This is a genomic window from Streptomyces spinoverrucosus, from assembly GCF_006539505.1.
In the GTDB taxonomy this organism is placed as follows: Bacteria; Actinomycetota; Actinomycetes; order Streptomycetales; family Streptomycetaceae; genus Streptomyces; species Streptomyces spinoverrucosus.
In genome coordinates this window covers 236,063-261,410 of the sequence record NZ_BJND01000019.1, presented here as the reverse complement: position 1 = coordinate 261,410, position 25,348 = coordinate 236,063, and the positions used below count along the sequence as shown (strand labels likewise).

At 69.2% G+C, this 25,348-nt stretch carries 18 protein-coding genes and 1 pseudogene; 11 read left to right on the top strand and 8 right to left on the bottom strand.

Going from position 1 to position 25,348, the window contains the following annotated elements:
* The 3 genes and pseudogenes from SSP24_RS14540 to SSP24_RS14530 form a co-directional block, all read right to left on the bottom strand.
* Positions 1–310, bottom strand: a pseudogene (locus SSP24_RS14540) (family 43 glycosylhydrolase); the annotation flags it as partial.
* Positions 311–834: 524 nt separating this feature from the next.
* Complete coding sequence (gene menC, locus SSP24_RS14535) at positions 835–1,950, bottom strand: o-succinylbenzoate synthase (protein ID WP_141309927.1); 1,116 nt, start codon at positions 1,948–1,950, stop codon at positions 835–837.
* On the bottom strand, positions 1,947–2,906 hold the full coding sequence (locus tag SSP24_RS14530; protein ID WP_229865407.1) for a chorismate synthase: 960 nt from the start codon (positions 2,904–2,906) through the stop codon (positions 1,947–1,949). Before SSP24_RS14530 ends, menC begins: the two co-directional genes overlap by 4 nt.
* Before the next feature lie 127 nt (positions 2,907–3,033).
* On the opposite strand from SSP24_RS14530, the gene SSP24_RS14525 reads away from it, so the two are divergent.
* On the top strand, positions 3,034–4,647 hold the full coding sequence (locus tag SSP24_RS14525; protein ID WP_373306723.1) for a helix-turn-helix domain-containing protein: 1,614 nt from the start codon (positions 3,034–3,036) through the stop codon (positions 4,645–4,647).
* 33 nt (positions 4,648–4,680) lie between these two features.
* Here SSP24_RS14525 and dapE read toward each other — a convergent pair whose 3' ends face one another.
* Both dapE and SSP24_RS14515 read right to left on the bottom strand, forming a co-directional pair.
* Complete coding sequence (dapE, locus tag SSP24_RS14520; protein WP_141309926.1) at positions 4,681–5,742, bottom strand: succinyl-diaminopimelate desuccinylase; 1,062 nt, start codon at positions 5,740–5,742, stop codon at positions 4,681–4,683.
* Positions 5,739–7,205: an amino acid permease gene (locus SSP24_RS14515; protein WP_141309925.1), complete on the bottom strand. Its 1,467-nt coding sequence runs from the start codon at positions 7,203–7,205 to the stop codon at positions 5,739–5,741. Before SSP24_RS14515 ends, dapE begins: the two co-directional genes overlap by 4 nt.
* Before the next feature lie 427 nt (positions 7,206–7,632).
* Between SSP24_RS14515 and katG the strand changes: the two genes are divergently transcribed.
* The 3 genes from katG to SSP24_RS14500 all read left to right on the top strand — a co-directional run bounded on the left by katG (position 7,633) and on the right by SSP24_RS14500 (position 12,143).
* Positions 7,633–9,822, top strand: a complete 2,190-nt coding sequence (gene katG, locus SSP24_RS14510; RefSeq protein ID WP_141309944.1) for a catalase/peroxidase HPI — start codon at positions 7,633–7,635, stop codon at positions 9,820–9,822.
* Positions 9,823–10,209: 387 nt separating this feature from the next.
* Positions 10,210–10,530 (top strand): DUF485 domain-containing protein, encoded by a 321-nt coding sequence (locus tag SSP24_RS14505; protein ID WP_229865406.1) that lies wholly within the window; start codon positions 10,210–10,212, stop codon positions 10,528–10,530.
* The gene (locus SSP24_RS14500; protein ID WP_141309923.1) at positions 10,527–12,143 is read left to right on the top strand and encodes a sodium/solute symporter; all 1,617 of its coding nucleotides are present in this window, start codon (positions 10,527–10,529) and stop codon (positions 12,141–12,143) included. The genes SSP24_RS14505 and SSP24_RS14500 overlap by 4 nt, the downstream gene beginning before the upstream one ends.
* 96 nt (positions 12,144–12,239) lie before the next feature.
* On the opposite strand, the gene SSP24_RS14495 is transcribed toward SSP24_RS14500, so the two are convergent.
* A complete protein-coding gene (locus tag SSP24_RS14495) occupies positions 12,240–14,024 on the bottom strand; it encodes a sigma-54-dependent Fis family transcriptional regulator (RefSeq protein WP_141309922.1) in 1,785 nt (594 codons plus the stop codon).
* Positions 14,025–14,206: 182 nt separating this feature from the next.
* Between SSP24_RS14495 and SSP24_RS14490 the strand changes: the two genes are divergently transcribed.
* The 7 genes from SSP24_RS14490 to SSP24_RS14460 all read left to right on the top strand — a co-directional run bounded on the left by SSP24_RS14490 (position 14,207) and on the right by SSP24_RS14460 (position 21,227).
* Complete coding sequence (locus SSP24_RS14490) at positions 14,207–15,232, top strand: NAD(P)-dependent alcohol dehydrogenase (protein ID WP_141309921.1); 1,026 nt, start codon at positions 14,207–14,209, stop codon at positions 15,230–15,232.
* A gap of 18 nt (positions 15,233–15,250) precedes the next feature.
* A complete protein-coding gene (locus tag SSP24_RS14485) occupies positions 15,251–16,852 on the top strand; it encodes an extracellular solute-binding protein (protein ID WP_141309920.1) in 1,602 nt (533 codons plus the stop codon).
* A 78-nt stretch (positions 16,853–16,930) separates the two neighbouring features.
* Positions 16,931–17,809, top strand: a complete 879-nt coding sequence (locus SSP24_RS14480; protein WP_141309919.1) for a carbohydrate ABC transporter permease — start codon at positions 16,931–16,933, stop codon at positions 17,807–17,809.
* Positions 17,806–18,651 (top strand): carbohydrate ABC transporter permease, encoded by an 846-nt coding sequence (locus SSP24_RS14475; RefSeq protein ID WP_141309918.1) that lies wholly within the window; start codon positions 17,806–17,808, stop codon positions 18,649–18,651. The genes SSP24_RS14480 and SSP24_RS14475 overlap by 4 nt, the downstream gene beginning before the upstream one ends.
* Positions 18,648–19,736, top strand: a complete 1,089-nt coding sequence (locus SSP24_RS14470) for an ABC transporter ATP-binding protein (RefSeq protein WP_141309917.1) — start codon at positions 18,648–18,650, stop codon at positions 19,734–19,736. The genes SSP24_RS14475 and SSP24_RS14470 overlap by 4 nt, the downstream gene beginning before the upstream one ends.
* A 1-nt stretch (position 19,737) precedes the next feature.
* Entirely contained in the window at positions 19,738–20,820 is a 1,083-nt protein-coding gene (locus SSP24_RS14465; protein WP_141309916.1) for an ABC transporter ATP-binding protein, read from the top strand.
* Between the two features lie 74 nt (positions 20,821–20,894).
* Complete coding sequence (locus SSP24_RS14460; RefSeq protein ID WP_141309915.1) at positions 20,895–21,227, top strand: putative quinol monooxygenase; 333 nt, start codon at positions 20,895–20,897, stop codon at positions 21,225–21,227.
* Between the two features lie 15 nt (positions 21,228–21,242).
* Here the strand turns inward: SSP24_RS14460 and SSP24_RS14455 are convergent, their stop codons facing one another.
* Both SSP24_RS14455 and SSP24_RS14450 read right to left on the bottom strand, forming a co-directional pair.
* Positions 21,243–23,663 carry a SpoIIE family protein phosphatase gene (locus SSP24_RS14455; RefSeq protein WP_174864647.1) on the bottom strand — a complete coding sequence of 807 codons (2,421 nt, stop codon included), beginning with the start codon at positions 23,661–23,663 and terminating at the stop codon, positions 21,243–21,245.
* Positions 23,664–24,068: 405 nt separating this feature from the next.
* The gene (locus SSP24_RS14450) at positions 24,069–25,346 is read right to left on the bottom strand and encodes an ABC transporter substrate-binding protein (RefSeq protein ID WP_141309913.1); all 1,278 of its coding nucleotides are present in this window, start codon (positions 25,344–25,346) and stop codon (positions 24,069–24,071) included.
* Positions 25,347–25,348: the final 2 nt, after the last annotated feature.

The window sequence follows — 25,348 nt, the reverse complement described above, 5'->3', positions numbered from 1 at the left end:
ACTCACGTTGGTGACGATCAGCCAGAACCGGCCGTCGTGATGTCGCAGAGTGGGCGCGTAAATCCCTCCCGAGGAAGGCGAGTCCAGCGGCAGACGCAGCTGGCTCGACCGGTCCAGCGCATTGCCGATCTGCGTCCAGTGCACCAGGTCCCGGCTGTGGAAGACGGGCACGCCCGGGAAGTACTCGAAGCTGGAACACGCGACGTAGTAGTCCTCACCCACCCGGGCAGATGCTCGGATCCGGGAAGAAGCCGGGGATCACTGGGTTGTTGACGGTGTTGCCCGTCTCGGGCACGCTCGACACCCGCATCGGGTCCTTTCACTGGTTCACGGTTTCACAGTCCGCCGGTCAGCGAGCCGGGCGCAGCCGTACGGCCACGATCGAGTGCGCCACGGGACGCCCGCAGTTCGGCGACCAGGGCCTGGTTGTCGACCCGACGCCGCCATCATCGCACCGGCTCGGTCGGGCGGCGGTCATCGAGCTCATGACGGTCCGGACCCGTCGACCGGCGAGCCGAAGTCCAACGCCCTCGGACGGCGTGCGAGGAAACGCCTGGAACCCCATCTCCGTCTCGAACGGGGGCGGGCTCCAGAACCCGCGACGAAGCCAGTGACGTTTCGCCCGTGGCCGAGTGAGCGGCGGTGGCCACTCGCCGTCGCCCTCGCTTGCGCTCCAGTCTCCTTGGGCGCCAACCTGGTTGCGCAGGTCGGCGTCGATGGGGTCCGTCGCGCCTTCGGGCGTGCTGGTCGGCAGGCCGGTGTCCACGCGCGTCCTCGTCGACCGGCCGCCGGCCACACGGCTCCGCCCACGCCGCCGTCACCACCGCCGCTTGATCACTTCGGTCCCGCGTACAACACCCGAGTCCCCGTCGTGAACCGGGCGAGCGCGTCCGGCAGGGGGGCGACGCCGATGCCCGGGGCGGTTGGTACGGGCAAGTGGCCGTCCTGAAGGACGAACGGTTCGGTGATGTCCTCGGCGAAGTACCGGCTGGAGGCGGAGGTGTCGCCGGGGAGGGTAAAGCCCGGGAGGGCGGCGAGCGCGAGGTTGGGGGCGCGGCCGATGCCCGTCTCCAGCATTCCGCCGCACCACACGGGTACGCCGTGGGCGGCGGCGACGTCGTGGATGCGACGGGCTTCCGGATAGCCGCCGACGCGGGCCGGTTTGACGTTGACCACCCGGCAGGCGTCCATCGCGATCGCGGACGCCGCGTCGCGCGCGGAGTGGATCGACTCGTCGAGGCAGACCGGGGTGGCCAGACGCTTCTGGAGCTGGGCATGGGCGTGGAGGTTGTTCTCCTCCAGCGGCTCCTCGATCAGCAGCAGCCCGAAGTCGTCGAGTCCGCACAGGTGTTCGGCGTCGGCGAGCGTGTAGGCGGTGTTGGCGTCGACCTGGAGCCGGAGTCGGTCGCCGAAGCGTTCGCGTACGGCGCGCACCGGCTCGATGTCCCAGCCCGGCTCGATCTTCAGCTTGATGCGGAGGTAGCCCTCGGTGAGATACCGCTCGACGTCGTCGAGCAGTTCGGGCACGGAGTTCTTGATGCCGACCGAGACCCCGGCGGGCACCCGTTCGTGGACCGAACCGAGAAAGGTCGCGAATGACATCCCGTAGGCGCGCAGTTCGGCGTCCAGGAGGGCGGTTTCCAGGGCGGCCTTGGCGAGCTCATGGCCCTTCACGGAGGCCATGACGGGGGCGACAGCCGCGGTCGTCGGCTCGGGCAGGGCGGCGACGCGCGGCAGCAGGAAGTCCCGGATCACGATCTCGGCGCCGGCGACGAACTCCGAGCAGTACAGCGGCTGCGGGTCGGCGGCGAACTCCGACCAGCCCTCGGCCTCGTCGGTCACCACGTGCAGCAGGAAGGTGTCCTTGCTGGTCATCGTCCCGAACGAGGTACGGAACGGGGTGACGAGCGGGATGGCGACGTGGAGCAGTTCAACGCGTTCGAGCTTCATTCCTGCTCCTCGGAAGCGGACTCGGAGGGGTCGGGCGACGGGCCGCGGGTCAGCAGGTACCAGCCGTCGCGGGACATGGCCGTCGCGCGCAGGCCGTCGGCGTACGCCTCGGTGAAGACCTCACGCACGGCGTGCCGCCAGTGAAGCGCGAGCGCACGGTCGGCGGCGCGCAGCGCGACGATGTCCTCGGGGACGCGGCACCACAGCCTGTCCGCGTCGCCAAGGGCGAGCGGGCCGCCGTCCGGTGCCCGGCGCACGACATCGGCGGCCGAGCGGCCCTCGGCGGGGTCGTCCTTCCGGGTGGTCCCGGTCACCAGGTCCCACACGACGGTCAGCCGGTCGCTCTCGTCGCCGTCGTTCACGCCGTCGCTCATCGGGCCGTAGAAGTCGACCAGGTACTCGCTGCCGACGGCGCCCAGCTTGACCAGGTTGAAGCGGGCGTTGCGGCTGACCAGCGGGTCGAAGGTCCAGCGCATGGTGGTGGCGCCCCGCTCCAGCGCCCACAGCCGCTGCGCCTGCTTGACCGCGAAGCCCACGCCCCGGCCGGACGCACTCGCCGCGGCCACGAACGAGTACACGTCCCGCTCGGCGGGTGGCCCGAACACCGCCACCGCCGCCCCGGCCAGCCGTTCGCCCGACGGCCCGGCGGAGTACGCCGCGTGCACCGCGCCACCGGCGTGCACCAGGCTGTGCAGCACCTCCGAGGGGTAGGGCGCGGTGGCGCGCGGCGTCTGCCACACATCGGCGAAGAAGTCGGCCACGGCACGGATACCGGCCACGTCGTGCACGGTACGCACCGTGACCCCGGCGTTACGGGCCGCGGCGACGGCGAGTCCCTCCCGGGTGATGCGGGATGCGTCCGCGGCGCCACGGGCCACGTCCCCGGCGAGGGCGCCCACGTTCGGCGTACCGTCCGCCGCACCGGGCCCGGCGGCGGAGCTCGTCACAGGTGTCATGCCTCGAGTCTCCAAGGCCGCGACCTGTCGGCCATTGTCATCAGGCACAATGAGACCCCATGCCTTTGTTGCGATCGGCCAAGGCCCTCAGCGGTCACCGTCCGATAAAAACGCCAATCGTCCCCATGTGACCGCCCCCACCGGAGGGACCACCCCGCCCATGGACGCCTGCACCCTCGAGGAGCTTCTCGACACGCTCGGCGAGCCCATGTTCCGCGTGCTCACCGCCCCGGCCGGCCTCAGCGGACCCGTCTCGGACGTCCTGCTCCACGACGCCGCGGCCCCGCTTCCGCGCAGCGCGCCCGGCGCCCTGCTGCTGGCGGTCGGGGCGCGAGCGGGTGAGGTCGGGCCGCTGGTCCACGATGCCGCGGCGGCCGGGATGGCCGGGCTCGTGGTACGGGACAGGGACGGGCAGCCCGAGGGGGTGGCGGCGGCGAAGGCCCACGGCCTCGTGCTGCTCGCCGTCGACGAGGAAGCCGCCTGGCATCACGTCCATCTGCTGCTGGCATCCGCCATCGGTTCCCGGCCCGGCCCGGCGGGCGGCGGGGCCGCCTTCGGGGACCTGTTCGCACTCGCCAACGCGGTGGCCACGGCCGTGGGCGGTGCGACCGTCGTCGAGGACGCCCGCCAGCGGATTCTGGCCTACTCCACCGTCCCCGGGCAGGCCGTCGACGAGGCCCGGCGGCAGGGCATCCTGGGCCGCCAGGTGCCGAGCAGCCCCGAGAACACCGAGCAGTACCGCGTCCTGTTCGCCGCCCCCGGACCCGTACGTCTCGCCGCACTCGACGGCGACGAGCTGCCGCGACTCGCCGTCGCGATCCGCGCCGGCGGTGAGACGCTGGGGTCGGTGTGGGCCGTCGACGACGGGCATCTCGGCCCCGATGCCGAGGAGGCGCTCGCCCAAGGCGCGTCCACGGCCGCCCTGCTCCTGCTGCGGGCCCGGGCGAGCGAGGAACTGTCCCGGCATCTGACGAGCGACCTGCTGCGCCGCCTCCTCGACGGCACCGCCGATCCCGCCGGCGCCGCGCACCGCCTCGGCCTCGCCGCGGACGCCCCGGTCCGTGTCGCCGCCTTCGCACTCGACGGCACGGTGTCCGCGCCCGACGGGGAGCAGACCGCGCTGCGGCTGCTGGACCTCGTACGGCTCCAGTGCGAGGCGCGCTACGGGCGGCACGCGTGCGTGCAGGTGGACGGGAGGGTGTACGCGCTGCTGCCGGTGGCCGGTGAGCGCGGTGGGGAGCGGCACAAGCGACTCGTCGAGGACATCGTGCGGCGCGCGGGTCAGGCGTTGCGGGTGCCGGTGCGGGCGGGGCTGGGCGACGTGGTCGCGGACCTGGCGGCCGTGCGCGGCTCACGGGACGACGCCGACCTCGTCCTGCGGGTGCTCGCGCCGGACGAGGACGTCGCTGCCGTGACCGAGGTACGTGCCCGTGTCACCCTGCTCCGGCTGCGTGAACTCATCGGCGATCAGCGGGAGTTGACGGCGGGTTCCTGGCGGGAGGTGCTGGCGTACGACGCCGGGCACGGCACCGACTACGCCAGGACCCTGGTGTGCTGGCTGGACACAGGATGCGACATGGCGCGGACGGCGAAGCTGCTCGCCGTGCACCCCAACACCTGCCGGTACCGCCTCAGGCAGGCGCAGCAGCACCTCGGCATCGATCTGGACGACCCGGACGAGCGGTTGGTGCTGTGGCTGCAACTGCGGACGCTCGGGGGCCTGCGGGGCGCCGACCGGTGAATGACCCCGCCCGCGGCCGGTCGTGGGTGGGGTTCAGCCGCTCAGCCAGGCCGTGAGCCGGGCCTCGCACTCCCTTAGCTGCCCTACGGGCACGTACTCCCCGGCGGTGTGCGCGAGGGTCGGGTCGCCGGGGCCGTAGTTGAGCGCGGGCATGCCGAGCGCGGCGAAGCGGGCGACGTCGGTCCAGCCCAGCTTGGGGCGGGGCGTGGCACCCAGGACCTCGACGAACGAGGCGACCGGGCCCCGTCCGAGCCCGGGCAGGGCTCCCGGCACGACCTCGGTGACCTCGACCTCGTACTCCGGGAAGAGTCCGCGCAGATACGCCTCGGCCTGCCCGGTCGAACGGCTGGGCGCGAAGCGCAGGTTGACCGTGATCACACAGGTGTCGGGGACGACGTTCTCGGCGATACCCGCCCGGACGGCGACCGCGTTCAGCCCTTCGCGGTACTCCAGGCCGTCGATGACGATCCGCTCGGCGGTGTGGTCGTCGAGGCGCCGGAGCACGGCGGCCGCTCGGTGCGCGGCGTTGACGCCCATCCAGGAGCGGGCCGTGTGCGCGCGCTCGCCGCGCACCGTGATGTCCGCGTTCAGCACGCCCTGGCAGCCCGCCTCGACGCCCGCCTCGGACGGCTCCATGAGGATCGCGAGGTCCGCCTTGAGCAGGTCGGGGCGCTCGGCGGCGATGCGGTTCAGGCCGTTGCGGTCACCGGAGACCTCCTCGCACTCGTAGAAGACGTACGTGACGTCGCGTACCGGTGCGGTGAGGGTGGCCGCGAGGCGCAGGGCGACGGCTACGCCGCCCTTCATGTCGCACGCCCCGAGCCCGTGGAGCAGCTCTCCGTCCAGCCGGGAGGGCAGGTTCCCGGCGGCCGGAACGGTGTCCAGGTGGCCGCCGATGACCACCCGCTCGGCGCGGCCCGAGTCGGTGCGGGCCACGACGGAGTTGCCGATGCGTTCGACCGTCAGATGCGCGCAGCCGCGCAGGGCGGACTCCACGGCGTCCGCGAGACCGGCCTCGTCCCCGCTCTCGGACGGCGTGTCCACCAGGGCCCGGGTGAGGTCGACCAGATCGCCGGTCGGGTTCAACGAGGTCATACGACGGTCTTCTCCTGCGTGGCGGGCCGGCCCAGCCGGGAGTGCTTGATGCCGTAGAGCGCGTAGATCGCGAACCCGACCGCCATCCACAGGCCGAACGCGATCCAGGTGTCGGCGCCGAGCCCCCACATCACATAGCCGCAGCACAACGTGCCCAGCACGCACGTCACCGGCGCGAGCGGTACCCGGAAGCTGCGCGGCGCCTCGGGGCTGCGCCGGCGCAGGATCAGCACGGCACAGTTGACCAGCGCGAACGCGAACAGGGTGCCGATGCTGGTGGCGTCGGCGAGCGCGCCCAGCGGCACCAGTGCGGCGAGCACCATGACGAACACGGACACGATCACCGTGTTGGCGCGGGGCACCCCGGTCTTCGGATGGACCTTGGCGAACACCGGCGGCACCAGCCCGTCGCGCGCCATCGAGAACAGGATGCGCGTCTGCCCGTACTGCACGGCGAGGACGACGCTCGTGGTGGCGACGACCGCGCCCACGGACAGCAGGATCGGCCACAGGTTGCCGCCGCCGACCGAGCGGACCAGCACCTCGCTGAGAGTGGCCTCGGTACCCGCGAACTTCTGCCACGGCATCGCACCGACCGCCGCGATCGCCACCACGCAGTACAGCGCGGTGATCAGCCCGAGGGAGAGGAGGATGGCGCGCGGCAGGTCACGCTGCGGGTTCTTCGCCTCCTCACCGGCCGTCGACGCGGCGTCGAAGCCGATGTACGAGAAGAACAGCGAGGCGGCGCCCGCGCTCACACCCGCCATGCCGAGCGGGAACAGCGGCTGGAAGTTCCCGGCGCGGAACGCGGTGAAGGCGACGGCGCAGAACAGCACCAGGGCGGCCACCTTCACCGCGACCATGATCGTGTTGACGACGGCGCTCTCGCGGGCCCCGCGCAGCAGCACGACCATGGCGAGGACGACGATCGCGGCGGCCGGAACGTTCAGCACGCCGCCGGCGCCGGGCGGGGCGGCAAGCGACTCGGGCAGCGTCCAGCCGACGGTGAGCTCCAGCAGTTCGTTCACGTACTGGCCCCAGCCGACCGCGACGGCGGCGACCGAGACGCCGTATTCCAGCACCAGACACCAGCCGCAGACCCATGCCACCAGCTCGCCGAGCGTGGCGTAGGTATAGCTGTACGAGGATCCGGCACCCGGGATCATGCCCGCCAGCTCGGCGTAGGACAGGGCGGAGAACAATGCGGTGATCCCGGCGAGCACGAACGAGACGACGACGGCGGGGCCCGCCTCGGGCACCGCCTGGCCGAGGACGACGAAGATCCCGGTGCCGAGGGTGGCACCCACGCTGAGCAGCGTGAGCTGTGTGAGCCCCATCGTCCGACGCAGCTCACCTCCACGGGCCTCGGCGACCAGATCGGCGACGTCCCGCCGCCGCGTCAACCTGCTCGCGGTCCCGACTCGACCCGCGGGTCGCGGCGGTCTCGTCTGCACAGTGTCCACGCGTCCACTCCTCTCACAGCTCCCGTTCCGGCCCTTGATGATGCGGAAGGGCGAGGTGGGAAGGCGTGTGCGCGTTGGCCAAGACAGTGAGGGGTGCTTTGGCTTTCTGGCCAATGCCGAAGGTGGATGGGTTCGGCATCCAGAAGGCTGCGGCCGTCCGCGTCATCAACCGTCCCCGGACCGGCGACAAGCCCACCTGTACGCGGAACCCCTGTCTGTCACGGAACCAGGCCGCGGCCGCCTCTGTCGGCGTGAGTCCCCGTCAAAACGGGAGCAGAAAAGCAGCCGCTTCTCTCCCGTTTGTCATGCGGGGACGCTCTGCGTGTTTCTTAGCAGTGCCGTCTCCGGTGCGCGACCATACGGACGCCGACACATCACAATCATCGGCATTGTGCGTGGAAAAACCGAGACGGAAAGAAGGACGGACGTGTCCCGCAGCGAAAGCGAGAACCCAGCAATCCCCTCCCCGACCCCCACGCCGACTCGCCCCAAGACAAACCGGGACTGGTGGCCGAATCAGCTGGACCTTCAGATTCTCCACCAGCACTCGTCCCGCTCCAATCCGATGGACGAGGACTTCGACTACGCCAGAGAGTTCGCGACCCTCGACCTCGACGCGCTGAAGCGGGACGTCTTCGAGGTGATGACGACGTCACAGGACTGGTGGCCTGCCGACTACGGCCACTACGGGCCGCTCTTCATCCGGATGAGTTGGCACGCCGCGGGCACGTATCGTGTCGCCGACGGCCGGGGCGGTGGCGGCTCCGGCGCTCAGCGCTTCGCCCCCCTCAACAGTTGGCCGGACAACGCGAGCCTCGACAAGTCGCGCCGTTTGCTCTGGCCGGTCAAGCAGAAGTACGGCCAGAAAATCTCCTGGGCCGACCTTCTGGTCTTCGCCGGCAACTGCGCCATGGAATCCATGGGGTTCAAGACGTTCGGGTTCGGCTTCGGGCGAGAGGACATCTGGGAACCCGAGGAAATCTTCTGGGGGCCCGAGGACACCTGGCTCGGAGATGAGCGCTACAGCGGCGACAGGGAACTCGCCACTCCCTTCGGTGCCGTGCAGATGGGACTGATCTACGTCAATCCGGAGGGGCCCAACGGCAACCCGGATCCGATGGCCGCCGCCCGGGACATTCGCGAGACATTCGGGCGCATGGCGATGAACGACGAGGAGACGGTTGCGCTCATCGCCGGCGGCCACACATTCGGCAAGTGCCATGGCGCCGTCGATCCCGCGTACATCGGTCCGGAACCCGAGGCCGGCCCCATCGAGCAGCAAGGCCTCGGCTGGCGGAACACGTACGGCAGCGGCAAGGGCGCCGACACGCTCACCAGTGGGCTCGAGGGCGCATGGACCTCCGAGCCGACCAGGTGGGACAACGGATACCTGGACAACCTGTTCCGGTACGACTGGGAGCTGACGACGAGCCCCGCCGGTGCCAAGCAGTGGACTCCCACGGATCCTTCGGCCAAGGACACGGTGCCCGACGCTCACGATCCGTCGAAGAGGCACGCTCCCATGATGCTGACGACGGACCTCGCGCTGAAGCTGGATCCGGTCTACGGCCCGATCGCGAAGAGCTTCCACGAGAACCCGGACAGGCTCGCGGAAGCGTTCGCCAAGGCGTGGTACAAGCTGTTGCACCGCGACATGGGCCCCGTCACGCGCTACCTGGGCCCGTGGGTTCCCGAGCCGCAGCTGTGGCAGGATCCCGTCCCCGAGGTCGATCACGAACTGGTCGCGGACGAGGACATCGCCGCCCTCAAGAGCAGGATCGTCGCCTCGGGACTGTCCATCTCCCAGCTGGTCACCACCGCTTGGGCGGCGGCGGCGAGCTTCCGCGGCACCGACAAGCGTGGCGGGGCCAACGGGGCGCGGATTCGACTCGCACCGCAAAGGGACTGGGAGGTCAACCACCTGCCCGAGGTGGCCGAGGTGTTGCAGAAGCTGGAGCAGATCCGGCAGGACTTCAACCTCTCACACGCCGGCGGAACGAAGGTCTCGCTCGCCGACCTGATCGTCCTGGGCGGTTGCGCGGCCGTCGAGCAAGCCGCGAAGAACGCCGGGTACGACATCACAGTCCCGTTCGCACCGGGTCGTACGGACGCCACGCAGGAACAGACCGACGTGGAGTCGTTCGCCATGCTCGAACCCAGGGCCGACGGGTTCCGCAACTACCTCCGGGCGGGAGAGAAGTTGTCGCCGGAGACCCTCCTGCTGGACCGCGCCAACATGTTGACGCTGACCGCTCCCGAGATGACGGTGCTGATCGGCGGCATGCGCGTGTTGAACACCGGCTTCAGGCGATCCCCGCATGGCGTCTTCACTCACCGGCCCGAGACATTGACCAACGACTTCTTCGTCAACCTGCTCGACATGGGCACGGAGTGGAAGGCATCGGCCTCGGAGGAGAACGTATTCGAAGGTCTTGATCGCGCCACGGGCACTATCAAGTGGACCGCCACCGCGGTCGACCTCATCTTCGGTTCACACTCCCAGCTCCGAGCCGTCTCGGAGGTCTACGCGTCCCAGGACGCGGGAGGGAAGTTCGTGCGTGACTTCGTGGCCGCGTGGGACAAGGTGATGAACCTCGACCGGTTCGACCTCTCCTGAACCCGACGTCCCGGTCGGGGCGGTGACATGGACCGCTCCGAGCTCCAGCAGCGCCCCCACGGCGGGCACGCGCACTCCACTCACAGCACGCGTGCCCGCCGCCCAGGGCGCCACCCCGCAGCACAGGATGTCGCACGCGGGGACTACGGGCCTTCTCTGGGGAGCCGCATCCGCATCGACCCCGAAACGTGATCCACCGCCTACTTACAGGCATCCCGACCAGTCGGTATGGTGCGCCGCTGAGCCACTTCTCCCCGTTCACATCCACGGATCCGAGCCGTAGTGGAAGGCCAGGCGATGACACACCCCGACGAGAACCGGTATCCGCCATCAGCGTCACCTCCTCGGTACGACCCGTACGGGCGAGCCCCTTGGGACGAGCCGTATATGCAGGAGACTCATCGGCACAGCGCCGACCTCGCCGCCCTCCGCTCGGCCTACCGTCTGCTCCGCCGAACCTCCACGCTCACGGCACTCGGCTCCTTCGTGGTGTATGTCGTGCTGTCCTGCGGCGCCCCGGGCCTGATGGGGTCCAAGATCGCCGGAGAGCTGAGCCTGGGCATGGCCCTGGGGATCCTCCAACTCGTCGTCACCTTCGCGGCGGTCTTCTGGTATGGACGCAGCGCACAAGGCTCGGTGGATCCGTTGGCCCGCGCCGTCAGGGAGCAGGCGGTCACTGCCGGCAGACACACCGAGGTGGCGAGATGAACGACTTCAGCTCCGGGACGCAGGCCACCGTCCTTCTCCTGTTCACCGTGCTGGTCACCCTCACGCTGCTCATGTGCGTGATGGCGGGGCCGGACCGCGACGACCTGGAGAACTTCTACACGGGCTACCGCTCGCTCACCCCGTTCAAGAACGGCCTGGCCATCGCAGGCGACTACATATCCGCGGCCACGGTGCTGAGCACCACCGGCATCATCGCGCTCACCGGATACGACGGCTATGTCCTCGCGGTCAGCACCGCCCTGTCGCTGGTGCTGCTGATGTTCCTGCTGGCCGAACCCCTGCGCAACGCCGGCCAGTTCACCATGGGCGACGTCCTGGCCCGCAACATCCCCGGGCGGGCCGTCCGTGTCGCCGCCTGCGTGGTGACGCTTTCGGCGACCGTGCCCTTCCTGATCGTCCAGCTCTCCGGGGCCGGGTCGCTGCTCACCTTCATCCTGGACCTCCCGCACGTGGCGGGCGCCAGGACGGGCAGCATCGTCATCGTCGGCAGCCTGATGATCATTTACGCGGCGCTCGGCGGTATGAGAGGCACCGCGCTCGTTCAGATGGTCAAGATCGTATTTCTGCTCGCCACCAGCATTGTCGTCGCCGCCCTGGTGCTGAACCGTTTCGACTGGAGCCCTGGCGACGTGCTGAGGGCCGCCCAGCAGGGCAGCGGCGCGGGCGCCGCGTTTCTCCAGCAGGGCCTCCAGCTGGGCACCTCGGCCGGTGAGCGGCTGGACTTCATCGGGTTCCAGATCACCGTGGTTCTCGGCGTGGCCTGCCTGCCCCACATCACGATGCGTCTGTACTCGGCGCAGGACGTGCCGGCGGTGCGTCGCTCCATGTCGTGGGCGGTCGGCACGGTCACCACGTTCTGCCTGCTCGTGATCGTCATGGGCACGGGCGCGGCGGCGCTGGTGGGGTCGCAGTCCATCACCGCGGCCGACCCACACGGCAGGACGTCGGTGCTCATGCTGTCGCAGATACTCGGCGGAGCACCCGGCTCCACGGGCACGACGATTCTCTACTCGGCCGTGGCGGGCATGGTGTTCCTCACCCTGCTGTCCTCGGTCGCGGGCATGACCCTGGCCGCGGCCTCGTCGCTCGCCCACGACCTGTTCGCCCATGTGGCACGGCGGGGGCAGGCAGAGCCGCGCACGGAGATGACGGTGGCGGTGTGGACGAGTGTGGCCGTGGGAACCGTGGCCATCGGGCTCGCCACCCTGGTCCAGGGCTGGAACGTCGGCGTGCTGACCACTCTGGCCATCTGCATCGGAGCATCCGCGGTGGCACCCGCGCTCACCTACTCCCTGTTCTGGCGGGGATTCACACGCACCGGCCTGCTCGCCACCCTCTACGGCGGCGCGGCCTGCGCGCTGGTGCTGATGGTCTTCTCCAAGGCCGTCTCGGGCACGCCGTCCGCCGTCTTCCCGGACGTCGACTTCGCCCTGTTCCCGATGCAGTCCACCGGACTGGTCTCCGTCCCGTTCGGTTACCTGGCGGGCTGGCTGGGCAGCCGTCTGGACCACTGGCGCCGCACCGCCGACAGCCGGGAGAGCCGGCGGTTGTACGAGGAGAGCGAGGCACGGCTGCTCGCCGCAGCCGAATGACCACGGCGGCGGGCGGGCTCGGCAAGATGAGAGGCCACCACCTCCACGCCTCCCCGGGCCGTCTCTCCCCTACCGAGGGACGATCCAGGCAGCCCGTCAGGTCAGGGTCGACGGGACGATCCCGTAACGGCGCATCTTGCGGTACATCGTGGCGCGGGAGATACCGAGGGCCTGCGCGGTGCGCTGGACGTTGGAGTTGTGGTCCATCAACCCGCGCAGGATGGCGTCGCGTTCGAGCGCCTCGATGGTGGTCAGGACCTTGTGCGAGGACACCCGGCATTCCGGCGGGAGGTCCTCCGCATGGATCATCGGGCCGCAAGGCCGCCGCGCCAGCCCGCGCATCACCGCCTCGAGCTGCCGGACGTTCTCCGGCCAGGGGCATCGCTGCAGCATCGTCAGGGCGTCCGAGGAGAACCTGCTCTCAGCGCTCGGCCGGTACTTGCGCAGGAAGAACCGCGCCAAGTCCTCGATGTCCCCGGGGCGATGGCGCAGGGGCGGCACCTCCACCAAGGCACCGCAGAGCTGGTCGAGCTGGTCATCGGTGCTGACCATCGACGGCTGGCTGGTCAGGACCAGTTGCCCGGTGGCGGTGCCGTCCAGGTGCGTCAGCAGGTTCCTGAGCCGCTGCCGCAGCTGGTCGCCCAACAGGTGGACCTCGCACAGGACAAGCACGTTGGACGGCACGGCGAGCAGCTCTCCGATGTCATGCAGCCAGCCCTCGGTGACGGCAGGTGAATCGGACAGCGGCGGCTGTGTCATCTCCAGCCGGCGTCCGGCGCCGTGGGCCCGGTGCAGGGTCTCGACCAGCGTCCTCTTGCCGACACCGGCTTCGCCCAGGAGATGCAGCGCCGTCCCGGCGACGAACGCCGCCTGGCTGTCCGCGACCGCGCGCAGCCAGTGCGGGGACGAGCCCACCAGTCCCAGGCCGGACCGGGCAGGCGCGGCGGAAACCGCGGGTCCCGGCTGCGGGCGTCCGATCAGCCGGACTCTGAAGACGGCGCCCGCGTCGCTGTCCTCGCGCCGACAACGCCTGACCCTGAGTTCGGCGACCCGTCCGGAGGGCAGGGCGAGGCTGCGCGTCCCCTGCGTCCGGGGGCTGTCGGCGATCTCGCGGGCGTGGTCGAGCAGCGCGTAGTGGTCGGGCCCGGTCACCGCAGTGCTGAGCTGCTCGTTCATCATGACGACATCGCGGTTCAGGGCCAGCACGGGTCCCGGACGCACCGAGGAGCAGGCCTCCATGTAGTCATGGAACAGGGCCCGCTCGCGCCGCGAGGTGATCGCCGCGATCTCACCCTCGATCTGGGCCGCGACCGAGCGGGCGAAGGCCATCAGCATGCCGTCGGAGCCCTGACGGATGGTGGTGAGGTTGAAGGCTCCCAGCAGCGTGCGCCGGGTGGGATGCAGGATCGGTACGGCGGCGCAGTGGAAGTCCCGCAACGCCTCGACGTAGTGCTCGATTCCGGCGATCATGACGGGGCGGCCGCTGGCCAGCGCGGTCCCGATGCCGTTGGTGCCCACGTAGCGCTCGGCGAACACATGGCCCGGGGCCAGCCGCACGCGGTTGAGGTTGGTCGTCAGCCCCTCGTGGGACACCTTCCGGGAGAGCACCACGCCGTTCCGGTCCGTGATCATCATGGACACCGGGTCGTCGGCGAGCTGCTCGTGCAGCCTGTCCAGGATCGGCAGCGCCGCCCTGGCGAGGGGGCTCTCGAGATTGGGGTTGTCCAGGTACGGAGCGTCGAGACTGCCCGACTTCACCCTGTGCTCCATCGAGCGCTGCCACGAGGCCACCACAAGCGGCCGGGCGCTCGGGTCCTTGGTGACTTCCAGGTAGAGCTCTCTGGCTGCTCTCAGCGAGCTTCCGGGCTGGTGGCGGGGCATTAACACTCCCGTACTGCGCGCGTCACGTTCCCTCAATGCAGTGATTGGACCAGCTCTACGGCGCGGCGCCTACGGCGTGTATCACATTGAGACATCCGCGGACGGTTTCTGAGACATCGGCCCGCGAGCGGCGGCCTGTGTAATCGGCGCACCATCCACCCGCCGATTCGCTGGGAGCCGCCATGAAAGCCGTGCAGGTCATCGAGTACGACGAGCCGCCCGTGCTCGTGGACGTGCCGGACCCGCAGATCACCGGTCCGCTGGATGTGATCGTGAAGATCGGGGGCGCCGGAGTGTGCCGGACCGATCTGCACATCCTCGAAGGACAGTGGAAGGAGAAGAGCGGGGTCACCCTTCCGTACACGATCGGCCACGAGAACGCCGGCTGGGTTGCGGAGGTCGGCCAGTCCGTGACCCACGTCAAGGTCGGTGACCCGGTCATCCTGCACCCGCTGGTGACCTGCGGTCTGTGCCGCGCCTGCCGGGCCGGCGACGACGTGCACTGCATGAACTCGGCCTTTCCCGGCATCGACGCCGACGGGGGCTACGCCGAGTACCTGAAGACCAACGCCCGCTCGGTCGTGCCCCTCGCCCCGTCCCTCGAGCCGGCCTCGGTGGCGGCCCTGGCCGACGCCGGGCTCACGGCGTACCACGCCGTCGCCAAGGCGGCCCGGGTACTGCGGCCTGGCGACAGGGTCGTGGTCATCGGCGCAGGCGGGCTCGGGCACATCGGCATTCAGGTACTGCGGGCCCTCTCGCCGGTCGAGATGATCGTCATCGACCGCAGCCCGGAGGCCCTGGCACTGGCCAAGGAACTGGGCGCCGAGCACACGCTCGTCGCGGACGGCAGCGAAGCCGACCGCGTACGGGACCTCACCTCAGGGCACGGGGCGGAGGCCGTCCTGGACTTCGTCGGTGAGGGGGGCGCCGTCGAGACGGGCGTGGCATGCCTGCGCCGCAACGGCAACTACTACGTCATCGGCTACGGCGGCCACCTCCACGTGCCGACCATCGACGTCATCTCCACGGAGATCAACTTCATCGGCAACCTCGTGGGCTCCTACAACGACCTCTCCGAGCTGATGGTCCTCGCGGCCCAGGACAAGGTCACCCTGCACACCCGGCGCTACCCCCTCGCCTCCTTCCAGCAGGCCCTCGACGACCTGGACGCCGGGGCCGTACGCGGCCGAGCGATCTTGGTCCCCTGACACCGCAGGAGAAGCCCCATGCGCAGCAGACCGTACCGGGCCCTGGTCGCCGTCGCGGCCGTCGCGGCCCTGACCGCCACCGCGTGCACCGCCCAGAACCAGGCACAGCAGAAGCCCAAGGAGAAGGCCGGGCTCTTCAAGCCCGGCTCGGAGATCAGCTACCAGAAGTACGGCAAGGACTACCCGGCCACGAAGGTCAAGGACGTCCCCGGACCCTGCAGCTACGACTCGATCAGCCGCAAGGACTACTCCGGCCAGACACTCAAGATCATCAGCCACGCCGTTCCCGTAATCGGCGAGCCGACCCAGCTGCACGCCAAGCAGTTCGAGGACATCACCGGCGGGAAGGTCGAGGTCGTCAACGTCCCCTTCGGCGAGCTGCACCAGAAGATCCTCACGCCCCTTCAGGCGGGCCAGCCCGCGTACGACGTCATGTTCTACCCGTCCTTGTGGATCGGCGACATGGCCCCGTATCTGGAACCGGTGCCGCAGGAGTATCTCGACACCCCCGGCATGAAGGACGTCACCGAGGCCTACATGGACGTGGCGACCTGGAACGGGAAGGTCGTGCAGTACCCGGTGGACGGTGACCGCCACTACCTCAAGGTCCGCACCGATGTGCTGAAGGACCCGGAGTGGAAGGCGGCGTACAAGCAGGCCACGGGCAACGACCTGGAGGTCCCCAAGACCTGGGCCGAGTTCCAGCAGATAGCCCAGTTCTTCACCGGCAAGGATCTCGACGGTGACGGCAAGCGCAACCACGGCAGCGCCGAGGTGACCAAGCGCGACGACCTGACGTTCTCCGCGTTCATCAGCCGGGCGGCGCCGTACGTGAAGAACCCGGATGTCAAGGGCGGCGTCTTCTTCGACGTCGAGACCATGAAGCCGCTGATCAACACGCCCGGCTTCGTCCGCGCCCTGGAGGACATGGTGAAGGCCAAGTCCACCTGGGCACCAGGCGGCGCCAACTTCGGCCTGGGAGACGAGATCTTCTCCTTCGGAGGCGGGCAGACGCTGATGTCGTACTCGTGGGACGACGCCTTCATCCAGGCCCAGCAACCGGACAGCAGGATCCGCAACCAGGTCCAGGCGGCGCCGCTGCCGGGTTCCTCGGAGGTCTACAACCGCACCACGAAGTCGTGGGACAAGAAGGCGAACCAGGCGCCCTACTTCACCTGGGGATGGACGTCAGCAGTGGCCAAGGCCTCGCGCCACCAGCAGATGGCCTTCGACTACCTGTGCTTCTTCAGCAACGAGGCCAACACCGCCCTCGACCTGACCATCGGCCGGTTCGGTGTCAACCCGTACCGCTATGCCCACTTCGACCCGGCGTTCTGGCAGGAGCAGGGCTGGGAGAAGGACGTCGCCGAGTCGTACGTACTGACACTCTCCGGCATGGAGGAGAGCCGCAACCGCGTCTTCGACCTGCGTGTTCCCGGTGTCAACCAGTACATGTCCGCGCTGGCCAACGGCATCGCATCGGCCGTGGCGGGCCAGGAGTCGCCGCAGCAGGCACTGGACGGCGTGGCCCGGGAATGGTCCAAGATCACCGACCAGATCGGCAAGGACAAGGTCCAGAGCGCCTATCGCGATGTGGTCGCGCTCGAGGACAACTCCTGATCCGACCGCAGGACGCCTCGGGGCCGGACCGGACCGGCCGGCCCCCGGGGACGCCCGCCCCCTTCCGCAAGGAGAACCATGGACGGCCTGCGCCGGCACAAGAGCATGTTCCTGCTGCCGGGACTGCTCACGCTCTTTCTGATCATCATTTTCCCGCTTCTGTTCACCATCCGCGTCAGCTTCTCCGGCTGGAACGTCAGCAACCCCTCCATGGACTTCATCGGAGGGGCCAACTACACCGCCGTGCTGCACGACAGCCGCTTCTGGGCGTCCATCACCCGGCTGATCCTGCTGGCGGGCGGCACGGTCCTGATCCAGTACGTCATCGGGTTCGGCATGGCCCTGCTGGTCTGGCGCGAGGTACGCGGCCGCAGATTCTGGCGCGTGCTGTTCCTCGTCCCCATGATGACCACGCCCGTGGTGATGGCCGCCATCTGGCAGACGATCTTTCATGAGTCGCTGGGTCCGGCGAACGATCTGCTGGGGATGCTGGGTCTGACCCGGATTCCCTGGCTCACCGAGTCCGCACCTGCGCTGTTCGCCCTGATGACCGTCGAGGTCTGGCAGTGGACGCCGTTCATGTTCCTGTTGCTGCTGGCCGGTCTGCTGAGCCTGCCGAAGGAGCCGTTCATGGCCGCCGCGATCGACGGCGCGGGCACCTGGCGCACCTTCTGGAAGGTGACCTTCCCGCTGATGGCGCCGGTCTCGGTAGCGGCGGTCGTCATCCGGCTGATCGAGGCGTCCAAGCTCTCCGACAGCGTCTACGTCCTGACCTCCGGCGGGCCGGGCTCCTCCACGGAGACCCCGGGTTACTACCTCTACATCCAGGGGCTCAGGGACCAGCAGACCGGGTACAGCGGCGCAATGTCCCTGCTCTACCTGGTGCTGATGAGCGTCACGCTCACGGTCGTCGCCACCCTGCTCACCAGGGCCTTCAAGCTGAAGGGGGACTCATGAGGTCACGCCTTTATCCCGTATTCAAATACACCGTCATCGCACTGTGGGCCTGCTTCGTCGCGGGACCGTTCTTCTGGGCGATGACGACCAGCTTCAAGAACGCCAACGCAGTCCAGGGCGGTCCCACCTACCTTCCCTGGCTGCAGTACGAGCCCACCCTCACCGGCTGGCGCAACATCTTCGGTGGAGCGGGCGGTGTCGATGTGATCCATCCCTTCGTCAACAGCGCGATCGTCACCGTTGCCGCCTCCGCCATCAGCCTGGCCCTGGGGTCTCTGGCCGCCTACGCACTGTCCCGCTACCGGTTCAGACTGGGATTCATCAAGAACAGCGACATCGTCTTCTTCTTCGTCTCCCAACGAATCATGCCGCCCGTCGTGCTGGTGATCCCCTTCTTCTACCTCCTGCAGTGGGGCGGCCTCCTGGACAGCATCCCCGGCCTGGTCATCGTGACGATCGCCCTGCTGCTGCCCATCGCGGTCTGGGTGATGGTGGACTTCTTCAACGGCATCCCGCGGGAGATCGACGAGATGGCGATGCTGGACGGCTGCGGCCCCTTCCAGACCTTCGTCCGTGCGATCCTGCCGAACTCCCTGCCCGGCCTGACCGTGGCGGCGATGTTCTGCGCCGTGTTCGGCTGGAACGACTTCTTCTTCGCCTTCCGCCTCACCTTCACCGAGGTGCAGACCCTGCCCCAGGCGGTCGTCGCCCTCAACTCCTCCGTTCCGCCGTGGTGGACGCTCTCCGCCGCCGCGCTCTTCGGCGTGACACCGCTGATCCTGCTCGCCATCTGGGTGGAGCGCTATCTGTCCAAGGGGAACCTGTCGGGAGCGGTCCGATGAACCTGAACGCCACTGATCTGTGCCTGACCGTCGACGGCGTCGACCACCTCAAGAACGTGACCGCGACCTTCCGGCCGGGGCGGCTCCACACCGTCATCGGCCGGACGATGGCCGGAAAGACGACGCTGCTGCGGGTCCTGGCCGGCCTGCAGAAAGTGGATTCCGGCTCCCTGACGCGGGCGGGAGCGGACTTCCTGAAGACCCCGGTGTGGCGGCGCGACACCGCCATGGTCTACCAGCAGTTCATCAACTATCCGCATCTCGACGTGTTCCGCAATGTGGCCTTTCCACTGAAACGGGCCGGGCTGTCACGGGAGGAGATCGAGCAACGAGTCCGGCAGAGCCTGGCGCGCGTCGGGCTTGCGGACCTCGACAAGCGCAAGCCGTCCCAGCTCTCCGGCGGCCAGCAGCAGCGCGTCGCCATGGCCCGCGCCCTGGCGCGCGGTACCGGCATTCTCCTGCTCGACGAGCCGCTGGCGAACCTGGACTACAAGTTGCGCGAACAACTGCGCGATGAATTCAAGACCCTGTTCTCGGACCGGGGGGACACGATCGTCATCTACACGACCACCGAACCCGCCGAGGCGATGATGCTCGGTGACGTGGTGCTGGTCATGCACGAGGGGCGGATCCTCCAGACCGGCACCCCGCAGGAGGTCTTCGAACGCCCGGCGACCACCACGGTGGCGTCCATCATCAACGACCCGCCGATGAACATCTTCGCGGGCAGGATCAAGGGTGGCCAGGTCACGGTGGCCGGCTTCCAGGCCACGCACGTCTCCGCGCACCTGGCCGATCTGCCCGACGGTGCCTACCAGTTCGGGCTGCGCGCCACGGACGTCGGGCTGGCCGCCGGCGGGGTCGAGGGCGAGGTCACCTTCGTGGAGATCTCCGGTTCCGAGACCTTCGTCCACGTGGTCGTCGGCGAGAGCCCCTTCGTCGTACAGATCGAGGGCATCCACGACCTCACCCTCGGCGACCTGGTCAGACTGCGACTCCGTCCCGACCGGCTGTTCGCCTTCGACGAGCAGGGCACGCTCGTGCGGACACCTTCATACGATCTCGCTTCAGTGGAAGGGCGTTGACATGGCGCAGTTGAACATCGTCGACGTCGGGCACGCGTACGCGCCGGGCGTCGAAGAGGAGCGGTGGGCTCTCAAGCCGCTGAACCTGACTTTCGAGTCCGGCAGGACATACGCACTGGTCGGGCCGTCGGGCTGCGGCAAGACGACGCTGCTGAACATCCTGTCCGGCCTGGTCAGACCGTCCCGGGGGCGGGTCCTGTTCGACGGGGTCGACGTCACCGCCCTGCCCACGAAGGCCCGCAACATCGCCCAGGTCTTCCAGTTCCCCGTCATCTACAGGTCGATGACGGTTTACGAGAACCTCGCCTTCCCGCTCCAATGCCGACGCTGGGACAGGGCGAGGATCGACGCCAAGGTCCAGCAGGTCGCCGAGGCACTGGACCTGCACGGCCGGCTGAAGCAGCCCGCCCGCGGGCTCACCGCCGACGACAAACAGCTGATCTCACTCGGCCGCGGTCTGGTCCGGGACGACGTCGCGGCCGTGCTGATGGACGAGCCGCTCACCGTCATCGACCCGCAGCTGAAGCACCTGCTGCGGCGCAAGGTCCGGGAGATCACCGAGCAGTTCAGGCCCACCGTGATCTACGTGACGCACGACCAGTACGAGGCGATGAGCTTCGCGCAGGAAGTGCTGGTGATGAAGGACGGCCGCGCCGTGCAGCAGGGCACCCCGGAGCAGCTCTTCGAGGCGCCCTCGTCCACCTACGTCGGCTACTTCATCGGCTCACCGGCGATGAACGTCCTGACCGTGGACCAGGGCGACGGATCCCTCGCGCTGGGTGGCCGGACGCTGTCCGCCGCCTGGGGCATTCCGCACAGCACCACCGAGGTCCAGGTGGGCGTTCGCCCCGAGTATGTCAAGATCGTGACGGACCCCGGTCCCAACACCTTCCCCGGCAGACTGCGGGGCGTCACGGACCATGGCGCGCAGCGCGTGCTCGAGGTGGAGGTGGCCGGGCAGCTCGTCAGGACCAAGACGCCGCGGGAGGAGGGAGTTCCGCCGGGCGAGGAGGTCCTGGTCCATCTTCCGCGGGCCAAGGTCCTTCCGTACGCGGACGGTCAGTTGGTACTCCGGTCGTCATGACCGGCGGGCAGGAAGCGCCACCTGCCTGCCCGCCGAGGTCGAACGAAACGACGTACACACAGCGAAGGAATTCCATGATCTTCATCACCGCCAAGTTCCGAGTCCGTCCCGAGCACGCCGACCGCTGGCCCGAGATCACCGCTGACTTCACCCGGGCCACGCGCGCCGAACCCGGCTGCCTGTGGTTCGACTGGTCGCGCAGTGTGGAGGACCCGACGGAGTACGTCCTGGTCGAGGCTTTCCGCGACGACGAGGCCGGGGCCGAACATGTGCAGTCCGCGCACTTCAAGGCCGCGCAGCAGACGTTGCCGCCGCATCTGGTCGAGACGCCGCGCATCGTCAACATGAACGTTCCGCAGGACGACTGGTCGCTGCTGGGGGAGATGGCGGTTCCCGGCCAGGAGTAGCAAGGTCCGGGACGGTCAGGCGAACGTCCGGGCCAGTGATTGTTCGGTCCAGACGGTCTTGCCCTCGCGGGTGTATCGGGTGCCCCAGCGTTCGGCCATCTGAGCCACCAGGAACAGGCCGCGCCCGCCCTCGTCGGTGGTACGGGCGCGGCGCAGGTGGGGTGAGGTGTGGCTGGTGTCGCTGACCTCGCACACCAGACACCGTTCACGGATCAGCCGCAGGGTCGCGGGGCCGCTTGCGTACCGGTAGACATTGGTGACCAGTTCGCTGGCGATCAACTCGGTGGTGAACGCCAAGTGCTCCAGGCCCCATTCGGTCAGCTTGGCCGAGGTCAGTGCCCGGGCCCGGGCGGCGCTGGCAGGCTCCAGCGGCAGACGCCAGGAAGCGACATCGTCCGGCGGCAGCATGCGGGTGCGGGCGATCAGCAACGCGACGTCGTCGCCGGGGCGGGCGGGCACGAGTGAGTCGACCACCGCTTGACACGTCCGTTCCAGCGCGTCCGCGGGGTGGGCGAGCGCCGCGCACAGCTTGGTCAGGCCGACGTCGGCATCGATGTGGCGTTCGCCGATGAGCCCGTTGGTGTACAGGCTCAGCAGGCTCCCCTCGGCCAGTTCGACGTCCCGGGCCTCGAATGGCAGGCCGCCCAGGCCGAGCGGTGGGCCGACGGGCAGGTCGAGCAGAGCCACCTGTCCGTCCGGAGAGGTCACCATCGGCGGGGGGTGGCCGGCGCGGGCCACGGAGCACCTCCCGGAGACCGGGTCGTACACGGCGTACAGACAGGTGGCGCCGACGACCTGCTCACCCACGGGCCGTTCGCCGACCGCTTCTTGTTCGGCCGCCAGCAGCAGGACCAGATCGTCCAGGCGGGAGAGGACCTCGTCCGGCTCCAGGTCGAGGCTCGCGAGCGTGTGCACGGCGGTACGCAGCCGACCCATCGTGGCGGCGGCGTGGATGCCGCGTCCCACCACGTCGCCGACCACGAGAGCGACCCGGGCCCCGGACAGCGGAATGACGTCGAACCAGTCGCCGCCCAGGCCCGGGGCCGCGCTGGCCGGCAGGTACCGCATGGCCACCTCGACGGCCGACTGGTCCGGGACCGTCCGGGGCAGCAGGCTGCTCTGCAAGGTGAACGCGGTCTGCTGCTGTTGGGTGAAGCGCCGGGCATTGTCGATGGCGACGGCGGCGCGCGACGCGAGTTCCAGGGCGAGGGTGAGATCGTCCGCCTCGAAGGGATCGGGGCGGCGCGAACGCCACAAGGTCATCACGCCCAGCACCAGGCCCCGCGCGACCACAGGGACCACGATCAACGAGTGAGCGCCCAGGTCGGGAGCGTGGGCTCCCTGGCGGCCTTGCGCCGAGAACCAGTCGGGCGGGAGGACCGCTTCCAGGACGGGCCGCCCTTCAGCGAGGCATCTGGCCTGGGGTGTGTCCGGCGCGAACTCCACCGGCTCGCCCTGAGGGTGGGGCGGGTCGGCTTGCTGGGCACCGACACTGCTGGCGCCCACCCGGACCACCGGTCCCACCAGGCCCCGCGCCAGTTCCTCACCGCGCGTCACGGGTTGAAGCAGGTCCACCGACACGTGGTCGGCGAGGTGAGGCACCATCACCTCGGCGAGTTCCCGGGCGGTCTCTGCCACGTCAAGGGTGGTTCCGATACGGCTGCCCGCCTGGTCGAGGAGCGCGAGCCGACGCTGGGCCCGATGGCGCTCGGTGATGTCCTCGATCATCTCGGCCACACCCAGGATGCGGCCGGACGCGTCCTCCATCGGGAAGGAGGAGACCATCGCGACCCGCTCTCGTGCCGGATCCCACTCCAGGCGAACGAACTGCTCGGAGTAGACCATCGGCCTGCCTGTCTCCATCACCTGGCGCACACGGTCCACGGCCTTGCGTGCGTCGTCGGGGACGAGGAAACAGCCGGTGGGCAGCCCCCGAAACTCCGCTGCCGGGACGCCGCTGAAGCGTTCGATGGCCCGGTTGACCCGCAGCAGCCGCAGGTCGGGATCGTGCACGACCAGGCCGATCGGGCACCGGCGGTACAACCCGTCGAGCACCGCGCGGTCCCTTTGCCACTCCAGGACGTCAACCGCGAGTGCTCCGGCAAGGAACCACTCACGGATGTGGCCGTCGCGCGAGAGCGCCAGGGCCCTGAGCCCCATCTCCACGAGCCGCCCGTCGCGGTGCCGCACACTGAGCAGCCCGAACCAGCCGCCGGCTCTCCTGCAACTCGCCGCGGCGTCCCTGACCGCCGGCAGATCGCGGGGATCGACAAGGACCTCGAACGCCGGACGACCGATCACGGCTGTGTCCGGATATCCGAGCAGTTCCTGGGCCCGCCGGTTCCATCCGACCACGGTTCCCCGGTCGTCGAGCACCGCCAGGGCGGCGAGATGCAGGGCGAACGGATCGTCGTGGCTTTCGCTGAGCTCCGTCATCCGCTTCTCCACCGCTGGACACCACCTTGTCCTCGGTCACCGGTGTTGTGCCTCGGGTCCCGCCACGGCCGGTGACCGGCGCAACGGCGTCCGGGTCGGTGGCCAGGCGTTCCTCACGGCACGCTGACCTGCTGATGCCATGCAAGCCTATTGAATCCGGTGGAGCCGCGACCTCGCCCACCGAGCGGCACGGCGTGGCGGGCGTCGCGCCTGGAGGTGGCTACTCCGCGCCGGCTGGACAGCGACTGCCTTCTCGTGATCACGACGAACGCATGGACCGTCACGCCGTGTGCTCGCGCCACCAGCGCGTCCCTCACGAAAGCCGGCCCCATGCGCTCGGCGCCGATGACAGAGCGGGGGCGGTCCCGAGGGGTCAGGGCATCGACCGGGACCGCCCCCGCCGGCTCACTTGGCGAGCGGGCCGAACTCCTTGCGGGTATCCACCGGCTCGCCGAACAGCTGCCACCGTTCGCCCTTGAACCGCATCAGCTGCATCGTCTCGATCGGGAAGGCGTCGTCGGGCCCGGTGGAGAGGGTGACGCCGGGCAGCAGCATGTTCACCTTAACGTCCTTCAGGTCGCGCACCGCGTCCCGCAGCCCCTCCCTGGTCGGGCACTTCATCCCGTCCAGCACCTCGTGCAGGCTGGAGGCGGCGGCCCAGCCGTAGGCATTGAACTGGTTGGCCGGGTCCGAGTCGGGCGCGTACTTGCGCAGCGCGTCCTTGTACGCCTTCATCTCCGCATCGTCGGCCCACTGCGGGTCGGCGGGGTCCTTGAAGTAGGTCGCCGAGACCACGCCCTGGACGTTCTTGAACCCGACGGGCTGGAGCACGGTGGCGGACGAGGACACGTTGTTGACGATGTGCAGCGGGTTCCATTTGGTGTTCTTGGCGTCGGCGGCGAGGGCCTGGCTGCCGAACTTGGGCGTGGTGATGTTGAGCAGCACGTCCGCCTTGGACCGGGCGAGGCTCGTCATCTGCGCCGAGACGGAGGGGTCGGTGACCTCGTAGCTCTCCTCGGCGACCACCTTGATGCCGCTGCCGGCGACAGCCTCCTTGAACCCGCCGAGCAGGTCCTTGCCGAAGTCGTCGTTCTGGAAGAGGACCGCGACCTTGGCCTTCGGCTTCTCGTCCTTGAGGTACTTGGCGTACACCCGCGCCTCGGACACGTAGTTGGGCTGCCAGCCGATGGTCCAGGGGTGCTTGTCGTCCGTACCCCAGATGGAGGCGCCCGTGGCGACGAAGGGCTGCGGCACCTTCTGCTTGTCGAGGTAGTCCCAGACGGCTGCGGTGGACGGGGTGCCCAGGGTCTGGAACACGGCGAAGACCTTCTCGCGCTCGACCAGTCTGCGGGCCTCCTCGACCGCCTTGGGCGGCTGGTAGCCGTCGTCGCGGACGGTGAACTCGACCTTGCGGCCGTCTATGCCGCCCTTGTCGTTGACATGCTTGAAGTAGGCGGCCACACCCTTGCTGATCGTGCCGTAGGCGGAGGCAGGTCCTGACAGCGGGTAGATCCCGCCCAGCTTGATGGTCTCGTCGGTGATGCCGGTGGTCTGCTGGCCCTTGCAGGCACCGTCGGCGGCGGTGTCCTGGGCGTCCTGCCCTCGATGGCTGCTGCAGGCGGTCGCGGTGAGCAGGGCGGCGGTCGCGGCCGCGGCCGCCCGCAGAGCGGTGGTCTTGCGCATGT